The sequence below is a fragment of the Thermobispora bispora DSM 43833 genome, assembly GCF_000092645.1.
GTDB lineage: Bacteria > Actinomycetota > Actinomycetes > Streptosporangiales > Streptosporangiaceae > Thermobispora > Thermobispora bispora.
Genome location: NC_014165.1, coordinates 16,032 through 27,146, shown reverse-complemented (window position 1 = coordinate 27,146; position 11,115 = coordinate 16,032). Strand labels below are relative to the sequence as shown.

Genomic DNA, 11,115 nt, shown 5'->3' with positions numbered 1-11,115 from the left:
CCGCCGGGTACGGCCCCGCGCCCGGCGAACGCGGCGGCGCCCTCCACACACAATCTCCGCAGATGTGAACCGCGGTCCATGCGCGGAGTGCAGGCCGGGTGGACCGCAGCTCATGCACCGGCGAGCTCCGCCACCGCCCGCGCCATGGCCGGGTCAGAACCCGCCGGAGCCGCCGCCCCGGACCCGGAGTCAAAGCCGCCCCTCTTGTCCATGTGTCAGCCGACCGCGGCGGTCTTCGGGGCAGCGCCACCGCCTTGGAACGGTGCATCGGTCGCGTTCACGGCCCCGGCGACGGACCGGTCGCGTCTCACTGCGACGGTCGGATCTCCACCGCCGGTGCGGGTGACTCCCCGTGCTCGGGTGAGGGTGCCGTGACGCCGTTCGAGGACTCCGGCAACACAGCCGGGTTCACGGACTCCGGCCCAGACGGGTTCGAGGAGAAGTCCAACGCCGGCGGCTGGCCGTGCGTCAGCCCGGTCCCGTTGCCTCCGCCAGCCGATGCCGGAGGAGTCCGGCCGTTCGACGGGCTCACCGTCTTGCCCCTGCGCCGGGGGTCACCTTTCCTTCCGACAGCAAAATGAGCCGCTTCTTGGCGTCCCTGCCGAGACTGATCGTGCCGCCATTTCGGAGCTCGGCTGCAGCCCACTGGGCGAGATCCGTTTTCCCGTTCACGGCCAGCGCCTCGAGGCTCATGATGGCGCTCGTGTTCCAGTTCCTTTCCTGCTTCCAGTGCTGAAGCAGCTCGTGAGAGAGGCGCTCGCCCATGCTGGGGGCGGAATCGGTTTCCTGCTGGATTTCCTCGACCGCCTTCTTGATTTCATTCACGGCCTCATCAGCCGTCTCTCTCAGCGCTGTTGTCACGCGATTCGCTTCGTCGACGACGCTCCTGAGCTCGGCCAGCAGCGCGTTCTTGTCGTCGAGGAATCTGCGTCTCTCCTCGCGCAGCTCCCGCAGTTCGCGGCCGGTCAGCACCCGAAGGAAATTCTTCAAAAATGACGTGTCCCGGCCGGAAGAAGCTTCGGTTTCCACTATTCGCCCCCTCGTCTGCCACGAATGCCCTACAAGGACGATAAGCGGATCCGATCATCGCGACCAAGGCAGCATTCACTGACCAAATCGACAGACCGTGACAATGCCCTGGGCATTATCCACCGGAGACGAAAACCGAAATGGGTCGGCCACAAAGTGATCCGCGGAAATCTCACGCCTCTTCGCCACGCCGAGCCACGAGCGCCGTCACGTCTCAGCGAATTCCCGGCGTCCGGACCTCCGGTCCATGCTCCGCCTGACCGCCGTCCTCTCGGTGTCCTCGCCACCGTCCGGGCGACGGCGGCACCGCGCTCCCGGCAGCCGTGAGCACAGGCCCTGGAGCGCGCCCTTCGCTCCTGGCGATCCTCGACCGGTCTCCGCGGAGCCGTGCCGGCACATTCGGCACGGCGGCCTGCGGGACACCCCCGGAGCACCACATCACGACGACCTCTGCGCACAGCGGTCCATGGGTTGCACTTGGCGTGAAGAGTGGGGGTGGGTGACAGAGCGGATCGGACGCATATTAGGTTTGCCTTACCTAACCTCGGTTCGCCCTTGGAGGTTCTGTGCGTTCCCAGCCCCTAGTACGCCGTTTGTTCGCATTGATGCTGGTGCCAGCACTGCTGGTCCTCGCCGCGTGCGGCGGTGAGCGCTCCGGTTCGAGGGACACCGCCGCGACCCCGCAGCAGTCCGCGGAGCAGGTGACCGTCGCCCACGCTCAGGGCAGCACGAGCGTGCCCAAGAACCCGCAGAAGGTGATCGTGTTCGACGTGGGCGTGCTCGCCACCCTCGACGAGCTCGGCGTCAAGGTGGCCGGGGTGCCCTCGGTGGAGAACCTCCCGGACAACCTCGCCAAGTACGCGGGCGACGAGTACCCCAAGGTCGGCTCGCTGTTCGAGCCGGACTACGAGAAGGTCAACTCGCTCAGCCCTGACCTGATCATCGTCGCCGCCCGGTCCGCCGCCGCGTACGGAGAGCTGACGAAGATCGCCCGCACCGTCGACCTCAGCATCGACTTCTCCGACTTCCTCGGCAGCTTCCGGCAGCGCATGGAGGCGATCGGCGCCATCTTCGGCAAGGAGGCCGAGGTCAAGCAGCGGCTCGACGCGATCGACGCGGCCGTGCAGGAGACCAAGGCCAAGGCCGGCGACCGCACCGGGCTGATCGTGCTCACCACCGGCGGCAAGATGAGCGCCTTCGGGCCAGGCTCCCGGTTCGGCCTCATCCACGACGTGATCGGGGTGAAGCCGGCCGACCCGAACCTCAAGGTGGACACCCACGGTGAGGCGATCACCGCCGAGTTCATCGCCAAGACCGACCCCGACCTGCTCTACGTCATCGACCGCGACGCGGCGATCGGGGAGGAGGGCCAGCCCGCCCAGAAGGTGCTCGACAACGCGCTCGTCAACGGCACCAAGGCCGCGAAGAACAACAAGATCATCTACCTGGACCCCTTCACCTGGTACATCGCGCCGAACGCCCTGAGCTCGGTGGAGAACATGGTGAAGGCGGTCGGCGACAGCCTGTCGTGATGCGAAAGCCGTCGTCCGCCGGCCGGCTCCGCGCGTGGCACCTGGCGGCCGGGGTGGTGCTGCTCGCCGCCCTGGCCGCCGCCTCGCTGTTCATCGGCGTCGGCGATATGACCCCGGCCGGGCTGCTGCACGCGCGGGAGGAGGACGTGCGCCTCCTCGTCGAGTCCCGGCTGCCGCGGCTGCTCGCCGTACTGCTCGCCGGGACCGCGATGAGCGTGGCCGGCCTGGTGATGATGCACATCACCGGGAACCGCTTCGTGTCCCCCTCCACCGCGGGCACCACCGAGTCGGCGACCTTGGGCGTGCTCGTGGCGACGCTGTTCGCCGGGGGAGAGGCCGTGATCGTCAAGATGGCGCTCGCGGTGGCCTGCGCGCTGGCCGGGACCTTCGTCTTCATGACGCTGCTGCGGCGGCTCACCTTCCGGGACATGATCCTCGTTCCCCTCGCCGGGATCATGTTCGGCGGGGTGATCGGCGCCGCCACCACGTTCGTCGCGTACCGGTACGACCTGCTGCAGACCCTCGGCGCGTGGACCTCGGGCGACTTCTCGGCGGTGCTGCGCGGCCGCTACGAACTGCTGTGGATCGCGGGCACGGTGACCCTCCTCGGCTACCTGTACGCCGACCGGTTCACCGTGGCCGGCATGGGCCGCAGCTTCGCGATCAACCTCGGCGTGCGGTACGACCGGGTGGTGAACACCGGGCTGGTGCTCGCCTCGGTGATCACCGCCGTGGTCGTGGTGACGGTCGGCGAGATCCCGTTCGTCAGCCTGATCGTCCCCAACCTGGTGACGCTCGCGCTCGGGGACAACCTGCGGTACGCCCTTCCGGCGACCGCGCTCACCGGTGCGCTGTTCGTGCTGCTCTGCGACGTGGCCGGCCGGGTGATCCGCTTCCCGTACGAGATCCCGGTCTCCACCGTGCTCGGCGTGATCGGCAGCGCGATCTTCCTCGTGCTGCTCCTCCGCGGCGGCAGGCGGTTGGGGGTGCGATGACCACGACGGCCGAATCAACGGTGGCGCCCACGCGCACCGGCGCCGCCGCCCGCTCCACGGGCGAGGCGTTCGCGGCGGCCCGGCGGCGCGAGCGGCGCACGATCGCGGTGCTCGCGCTGCTCGCCCTCGGCGCGGTCGCCGCCTTCGCCTTCGCCGGCATCGCCGGGAACTGGGAGTTCGCGCTCGCGATCCGGTCTCGCAAGATCGCCACAATGGCCGTGGTCGGCGTCGCGATCGCCTGGTCGAGCGTGCTGTTCCAGACCGTGACCGGCAACCGCATCCTCACCCCGTCGATCATGGGTTTCGATCAGCTCTTCGTGCTGATCCAGACCGTGCTGGTGTTCCTGTTCGGGGCGCTCGCGCTGGCCTCGGCCGACCCTCGCCTGCTCTTCTCCGGTCAGGTGGTGGCGATGGTCGGCTTCGCCGTCCTGCTCTACCGGTGGCTCTTCGGCCGCCGCGGGCGGGACCTGTACGTGATGGTGCTCGCCGGGGTGATCTTCGGCACCCTGTTCGGCAGCCTCTCCTCGCTCGCCGCCCGCCTGATCAACCCCAACGACTTCGTCGTCCTGCAGGACAGTCTGTTCGCCAGCGTCAACCAGGTCGACCCCGGGCTGCTCGGCTTCTCCGCGCTGCTCATCGGCGCGATGGCGATCTGGGCGATCCGCCTGTGCCGGCGGCTCGACGTCGTCGCCCTCGGCCGGGACCACGCGGTGAGCCTCGGCGTGGACCACGCCGCGGTGGTGAACCGGGCGCTGGTGATCGTCGCGGTGCTCGTCTCGGTCGCCACCGCGCTCGTGGGGCCGATCACCTTCCTCGGCCTGCTGGTGGCGAACCTCGCCCGGCAGCTCACCGGCACCTTCCGGCACGGCGCCCTGCTGCCCGCCGCCGCGCTGATCGCGGTGATCACGCTGGTGGGCGGCCAGCTCATCCTCGAGCGGGTCTTCACCATGGACACCGCCCTCACCGTGATCGTCAACTTCATCGGCGGCATCTACTTCATCGTCCTGCTCATCCGGGAGTCCCGACGGTGATCGAAATAACGAACGTCACCAAACGGTACGGCGAGCACGTCGTCGTCGACCGGGTGTCGCTCACCATCCCCCGCGGCGGCGTGACCTCGATCATCGGCGCCAACGGCGCGGGCAAGTCCACCCTGCTGTCGATCATCAGCCGCCTGATCCCCGCCGACGAGGGCACCGTGACCGTTGACGGCATGGACGTCGCCACCACCCCCACCGAGCGGCTCGCCCGGCGGCTCGCCATCCTCCGCCAGGACAACCACATGCCGGTCCGGCTCACCGTGCGGGAGCTCGTCGCCTTCGGCCGGTTCCCGCACACCCAGGGCCGGCTCACCGCCGAGGACCACCGGCTCGTCGACGAGGCGATGCGCTACTTCGAGCTCACCGACCTCGCCGACCGCCACCTCGACCAGCTCTCCGGCGGCCAGCGGCAGCGCGCGTTCGTCGCGATGGTGCTCTGCCAGGACACCGACTACGTGCTGCTCGACGAGCCGCTCAACAACCTCGACATGCGGCACTCGGTGCACATGATGCGCCGCCTGCGCCGCATGGCCGACGACTACGGCAAGACCGTGGTCATCGTGGTGCACGACATCAACTTCGCCTCGTGCCACTCCGACACGATCGTGGCGATGAAGAACGGCAAGGTGATCGCCCAGGGTCCGACCGCCGAGATGATGACCCCGGAGATCCTCGCCGAGGTCTACGACCTCGGCATCGACGTGCACGAGCTCTCCGGCCACCGCATCGGCGTCTACTTCGCCTGACGCCCACCGGCGCCCATCCGGGTCTGCCTTCCTAAAGGCCGGGCAGGGTGTCGGGCACGTCGTACACCGGCCATCCGTCGTCCCCGCGCCGTACCGCCGGGTGCGGCCGGTACGGCTCACGCCGGCCGACGGCGAGCAGGTGGACCACGCTCACGCCGCGCATCGCGAGCGCGTCGGCGATGAGCATGCGGTGGCAGTGCCACCAGACGGTCTCCGCGCACATCACCGCGATCCGCTCATCACGGGCGCGCTCCGCCAGCTCCTGCACCGCCGTACGGAACTCCGGCGTGTCCATGTGGTCGGCGTACCCGGCGAACGCGGCGTGCCGGAGCGCGGTGTGCCGGGACCGCGGCCGCCGGGACCGGCGCCCGCCCAGGGCCTTGCCGTGCCACTCGTAGCGGATGCCCGCCTCGGCGAGCGCGGCGGCGAGCGCCTCGCGCCCGAAGTGCGGGTGCCGCCGCGACCCGGGGAACCGGCGCACGTCGGCCAGGGTGGTCACCCCGGCCTCCCGCAGCACCGCGAGGAACTCGTCGATCCGCCGCGCGCCGTGCCCTACGGTGAACACCTCCATCCCTCCCGACGCTATGCCACCCCGGCCGGTGCCCGGGTACGGCGCGCCGTGGCGACGGTGGCCTGCGCCGCGGGAGCCCGTGCGCGGGCGCGGAGCCGGATGGGCGGAAGCCGGGTGGCGGACGCTCCCGGCCCTGCGGGGCACGACGGGCCCGGGCGCCCGGCCGGAACCGGCCGCAGGACCGGTTACGGCCGCGCACCGGGGAGGGCGATCGATCCGCTCCGCCGGGTGAGCGGCGGTGATCGGCGGGTCGGGTACGCCGATCACCGGCCGGGCCCGCCGTACGGCGCGGCACACCCGCGGGCCTCGAGCCCTGAAAAACCCAAGGTTGGAGGCTTGCTCCCGTTGCGCGGCGATTTGTAGGATGGACCGGGTGTGCCGGGAAGTCTGGTCGGCGGAGTGCGGTTCTGCTGAGTGATACCGGAAGGGAATTCCGGTACCTCCCACCCCGTAGGAGCAGATGATGCGCGCCCGCGACCTGATGGTTCCGTCCCCCGCCGTCAGCCTGGACTCGCCCGTCATCGACGCGGCGAATCTGATGATCGAAAGCAAGCTGCCCGGCCTCATCGTGCTGGACGAGCGCGGGACGCCCTACTCGATCCTCTCCGGCACCCAGGTCCTCCGCCTCGCCATTCCCCAGTACTGCCAGGAAGACCCGGCGCTCGCCCGGGTGATCGACGAGGCGCACGCGGACCGGTTCGCCGAGGCGCTGAGCCGCCGCACGGTCCGGCAGGTACTCCCGGACCGGCCCAGTGAGCTGCCCATCGCGGATCCCGACGCCACCCTCCTCGAGCTCGCCGCGCTCATGGCGCGCACGCGATGCCCCCTCGTGGCGATCGTGGAGAAGGGCCGGCTCCTCGGCGCGGTCGCCCTCCACCCCCTCATGAACAGGCTGTTCTCTGCATGACGATCACCGCTTGGCTGGCGACGTTCGTCTTTCTCGCCGTCTACGTCCTCATCGCCACGGAGAAGATCCACCGGGTCAAGGCCGCCCTGCTCGGCGCGGGGATCCTCCTGCTCATTCACGGCACGGACGCCGAGTCCGCCTTCTTCTCGGAACGTTCCGGGGTCGACTGGAACGTCATCTTCCTGCTCCTCGGCATGATGGTCATCGTCGGGGTGCTGCGGCGGACCGGCGTCTTCGAATACCTGGCGATCTGGGCGGCCAAACGGGCCCAGGGCCGGCCCTTCCGGCTCATGGTCCTGCTCACAGTGATCACCGCGAGCGCGTCGGCCCTGCTCGACAACGTCACCACGGTGCTGCTCGTCGCACCGGTCACGTTCCTCGTCTGCGAGCGGCTCGCCCTGCCCGTCGCCCCGTACCTGATCGCGGAGGCGCTGGCGTCGAACATCGGCGGCACGGCGACGCTGGTCGGCGACCCGCCGAACATCATCATCGCCAGCCGGGCCGGGCTGACCTTCAACGACTTCCTCGTCCACCTCGCGCCGCTGGTCGTGCTGCTGATGGTCGCCTTCCTCGGGCTGTGCCGCCTGCTGTTCCGGAAGGCGTTCACGTACGACCCGGAGCGCGCGGCGGAGATCATGCAGCTCGATGAGAAGGCGGCCATCAGGGACCACGTGCTGCTGAAGCAGAGCCTGGGCGTGCTCTCCGTGGTGATGGCCGCGTTCGTGCTCCACCCGGTGCTCCACTACGAACCGTCGGTGGTCGCGCTCCTCGGCGCCGGGCTGCTGATGCTGATCACCAAGGTCAAGGTCGAGGACGTGGTCCGCGACGTGGAGTGGCCGACCCTGGTCTTCTTCATCGGCCTCTTCGTGATGGTCGGCGCCCTGGTCAACACCGGTGTCATCGGCACGGTCTCCGAGGCCGCCGCCTCCGCCGGCGCGGGCCGCCCGTTCCTCACCTCGATGGTCCTGCTCTGGGGATCGGCCGGCCTGTCGGCGATCGTGGACAACATCCCGTACGTGGCGGCGATGAGCCCGATCGTGGAGCACCTGGTCCAGCAGATGCCCGAGGGCGGCACCAACGGGCATGTGCTGTGGTGGGCGCTCGCCCTCGGCGCGGACCTCGGCGGCAACGCCACCGCGATCGGGGCGTCGGCCAACGTGGTCATCCTGGGGCTCGCCGAGCGGAACAAGTCCCCGATCAGCTTCTGGCAGTTCACCCGGTACGGTGCCGTGGTGGCCTTCGCCACCATCGCCATCTCCATGCCGTACCTGTGGCTGCGCTACCTGGTCTGACGGCCACCCCGGACGGCACGGGGTAGGAGCCGCCGGGCGCCGTGCCCAGCGCGTGAAAGGCTGCCGCTTCTTCGCCTGAACCGGCGCGTGCCGCCGGGAACGACCTCGGCCGCGGCCGTGCGCGCATGTCGCCGCACCGGCCGCGTGCCGTACCCTGAGCCCTCTTGCGCGGTGTGGCGTCCTGCGCACCGCGGCCCCGGCCGGCCGTCCGGAGCGGCACCGCCCGGCGGCCCGCACACCTCTGGATATACCCTAGAGGGGTAGGGTATGTTTCCCGGCATATAGGATGAAGAGGGAATAGTCCGAGGTGCCATGACCGCCACGTACACGATCAAGGGCATGACCTGCGGCCACTGCGTCAGCTCGGTCAAGGAGGAGGTCGGCGCCATCCCCGGCGTCACCCGGGTCGACGTCGACCTGGAGACCGGCCGCATGCGGGTCGAGAGCGACGCTCCGATCGACCCGGCCGCGATCGTCGCCGCCGTCGAAGAGGCCGGATACCAGGTGGTGACCGAGCCCGCCTCCGGGACGGGCGAGTAGGCTGCACGGCGAGCCCACGCCGGCAGCCCTCCGCCGGGCACCGGGCCACCGCCCGGCGGCACGCGCATCGACCGCGCCGGCACGGGGCCGGCCGCACCAAGATCCCGGCCCTGGCGACGTAACGTCCACCGCATCCACTGCGCACCGGGGCCGGCGGCCCACGGCAACGCGGGCTCGACCCGAGAAAGGAGTGGTGATGGCCTCGCTCACCCACCGGGACCCACGAGCGACCGGCGCCACCGTGGAACTCTCGATCACCGGCATGACCTGCGCGTCCTGTGCGAACCGGATCGAGCGCAAGCTCAACAAGCTCGACGGCGTGATCGCCACGGTCAACTACGCCACCGAGAAGGCCACGGTCACCATCCCCGAGGGCTTCGACCCCGAGCTGCTCGTCGCCGAGGTGGAGAAGGCCGGATACGGCGCCCGCCTGTCCTCCGCCGAGCGGCCCAGCGACGAGGACGCCGACGGTCTCGCCGCGCTCCGGGCCCGCCTGATCACCTCGGTCGTGCTCGCCGTACCGGTCATCGCGATGGCGATGGTCCCGGCGCTCCAGTTCCCCTACTGGCAGTGGGTGTCGCTCGCGCTCACCCTCCCGGTCGTGCTCTACGGCGGCTGGCCGTTCCACAAGGCCGCCCTGGCCAACCTGCGGCACCGCGCCACGACCATGGACACGCTGATCTCCATCGGCACGATCGCGGCGCTGGGCTGGTCGCTGTGGGCGCTCTTCTTCGGCACGGCCGGCGAGCCCGGCATGACCCACGGCTTCGAGTTCACCGTCTCCCGCGACGGCGGCACCGGCGACATCTACCTGGAGGTCGCCGCCGGGGTCACCGCGTTCGTCCTCGCCGGACGGTACTTCGAGCTCCGGTCCCGGCGCCGCACCGGCGCCGCGCTCCGCGCGCTCCTCGACCTCGGGGCCAAGGACGTGGCCGTGCTCCGCAACGGCCGGGAGGTCCGGCTGCCCGTGGCCCACCTCAAGGTGGGCGACCGGTTCGTGGTCCGCCCGGGGGAGAAGATCGCCACCGACGGGGTCGTCGAAGAGGGCGCCTCCGCGGTCGACGTCTCCATGCTCACCGGTGAATCCGTCCCGGTCGAGGTACGGCCGGGCGACCCGGTGACCGGGGCCACGGTCAACACGAGCGGGCGCCTGGTGGTCCGGGCCACCCGGGTCGGCGCGGACACCCAGCTCGCCCAGATGGCGAAGCTGGTCGAGGAGGCGCAGAGCCGCAAGGCCGAGGTGCAACGGCTCGCCGACCGGATCTCCGGGGTGTTCGTGCCGATCGTGATCGTGCTCGCCCTCGGCACGCTCGGCTTCTGGCTCGCCACCGGCGCCGGGGCGACCGCCGCCTTCACCGCGGCCGTGGCCGTGCTCATCATCGCCTGCCCGTGCGCGCTCGGCCTCGCCACCCCGACCGCGCTGCTCGTCGGCACCGGACGCGGAGCCCAGCTCGGCATCCTGATCCGGGGACCGGAGGTGCTGGAGTCCACCCGGCGGATCGACACCATCGTCCTGGACAAGACCGGCACCGTCACCGAGGGGCGGATGCGGCTCACCGGGCTCACCACCGCCGAGGGCACCACCGAGGAGGAGGCGCTGCGCCTCGCCGGCGCGCTCGAGCACGCCTCCGAGCACCCCATCGCCCAGGCGATCGCCCGCGCCGCCGCCGAACGGCTAGGCGAGCTTCCCACCCCTGAGGCGTTCAGCAACGTCGAAGGCCTGGGCGTCCACGGCGTCGTGGACGGCCGGGCGGTCACCGTCGGCCGGGCCGCGTTCCTCACCGAGCGGGGGCATCACCTCCCCGGCGGGCTCGCCGAGGCGCTGCGCGCCGCCGAGGCGGCCGGCCGTACCGCCGTGCTCGCCGGCTGGGACGGCGAGGTCCGGGCGGTGTTCACGGTCGCCGACACGGTGAAGCCGACCAGTGCCGAGGCCGTCGCCCGGCTCCGCGAGCTCGGCCTCACCCCGGTGCTGCTCACCGGGGACGGGGAGGCGGTCGCCAAGGCGGTCGCCGCCGAGATCGGGGTCGACGAGGTGATCGCCGAGGTGCTCCCCGCCGACAAGGTCGATGTGATCAAGCGGCTCCAGGCGGAGGGGCGGACCGTGGCCATGGTCGGGGACGGCGTCAACGACGCGCCCGCGCTCGCCCAGGCCGACCTCGGCCTCGCCATGGGCAGCGGGACCGACGTGGCCATCGAGGCCGCCGACCTGATCCTGGTCCGCGGCGACCTGCGGGCGGCCGCCGACGCGATCCGGCTCTCCCGCCGCACGCTCCGCACGATCAAGGGGAACCTGTTCTGGGCGTTCGCCTACAACGTGGCGGCGCTGCCGCTCGCCGCGGCCGGCATGCTCAACCCGATGATCGCCGGGGCGGCGATGGCGTTCTCCAGCTTCTTCGTGGTGAGCAACAGCCTGCGCCTGCGCCGCTTCCGGTGACCGCGCTGCGCGGCGATCCTCAGGGGAGG

The 11,115-nt window shown here is 70.8% G+C and carries 10 protein-coding genes; 8 read left to right on the top strand and 2 right to left on the bottom strand.

The genetic code is table 11. The features are described 5' to 3' along the window. Positions 1 to 528: 528 nt before the first annotated feature. Positions 529 to 1,029 (bottom strand): hypothetical protein, encoded by a 501-nt coding sequence (locus tag TBIS_RS00120; protein ID WP_013130292.1) that lies wholly within the window; start codon positions 1,027 to 1,029, stop codon positions 529 to 531. A gap of 605 nt (positions 1,030 to 1,634) precedes the next feature. Here TBIS_RS00120 and TBIS_RS00115 point away from each other — a divergent pair. Genes TBIS_RS00115 through TBIS_RS00100 form a run of 4 tightly spaced genes read left to right on the top strand, consistent with a single transcriptional unit; the run spans position 1,635 to position 5,342 of the window. Continuing rightward, on the top strand, positions 1,635 to 2,561 hold the full coding sequence (locus tag TBIS_RS00115) for a siderophore ABC transporter substrate-binding protein (RefSeq protein WP_050760364.1): 927 nt from the start codon (positions 1,635 to 1,637) through the stop codon (positions 2,559 to 2,561). Next, the gene (locus TBIS_RS00110; protein ID WP_013130290.1) at positions 2,561 to 3,556 is read left to right on the top strand and encodes an ABC transporter permease; all 996 of its coding nucleotides are present in this window, start codon (positions 2,561 to 2,563) and stop codon (positions 3,554 to 3,556) included. The genes TBIS_RS00115 and TBIS_RS00110 overlap by 1 nt, the downstream gene beginning before the upstream one ends. Further along, positions 3,553 to 4,587, top strand: a complete 1,035-nt coding sequence (locus tag TBIS_RS00105) for an iron chelate uptake ABC transporter family permease subunit (protein WP_013130289.1) — start codon at positions 3,553 to 3,555, stop codon at positions 4,585 to 4,587. Before TBIS_RS00110 ends, TBIS_RS00105 begins: the two co-directional genes overlap by 4 nt. Continuing rightward, positions 4,584 to 5,342 (top strand): iron ABC transporter ATP-binding protein, encoded by a 759-nt coding sequence (locus tag TBIS_RS00100; RefSeq protein WP_013130288.1) that lies wholly within the window; start codon positions 4,584 to 4,586, stop codon positions 5,340 to 5,342. The genes TBIS_RS00105 and TBIS_RS00100 overlap by 4 nt, the downstream gene beginning before the upstream one ends. Before the next feature lie 31 nt (positions 5,343 to 5,373). Here the strand turns inward: TBIS_RS00100 and TBIS_RS00095 are convergent, their stop codons facing one another. After that, positions 5,374 to 5,913, bottom strand: coding sequence for a DUF488 domain-containing protein (locus tag TBIS_RS00095; RefSeq protein WP_041430989.1), 540 nt, complete (start codon positions 5,911 to 5,913; stop codon positions 5,374 to 5,376). Positions 5,914 to 6,376: 463 nt separating this feature from the next. On the opposite strand from TBIS_RS00095, the gene TBIS_RS00090 reads away from it, so the two are divergent. The 4 genes from TBIS_RS00090 (at position 6,377) to TBIS_RS00075 (ending at position 11,086) form a co-directional block, all read left to right on the top strand. Next, a complete protein-coding gene (locus TBIS_RS00090; protein WP_013130286.1) occupies positions 6,377 to 6,820 on the top strand; it encodes a CBS domain-containing protein in 444 nt (147 codons plus the stop codon). Continuing rightward, positions 6,817 to 8,112, top strand: coding sequence for an ArsB/NhaD family transporter (locus tag TBIS_RS00085; protein ID WP_013130285.1), 1,296 nt, complete (start codon positions 6,817 to 6,819; stop codon positions 8,110 to 8,112). The genes TBIS_RS00090 and TBIS_RS00085 overlap by 4 nt, the downstream gene beginning before the upstream one ends. Positions 8,113 to 8,424: 312 nt before the next feature. After that, complete coding sequence (locus TBIS_RS00080) at positions 8,425 to 8,652, top strand: heavy-metal-associated domain-containing protein (protein WP_013130284.1); 228 nt, start codon at positions 8,425 to 8,427, stop codon at positions 8,650 to 8,652. Between the two features lie 196 nt (positions 8,653 to 8,848). After that, positions 8,849 to 11,086 carry a heavy metal translocating P-type ATPase gene (locus TBIS_RS00075; protein WP_013130283.1) on the top strand — a complete coding sequence of 746 codons (2,238 nt, stop codon included), beginning with the start codon at positions 8,849 to 8,851 and terminating at the stop codon, positions 11,084 to 11,086. Positions 11,087 to 11,115: the final 29 nt, after the last annotated feature.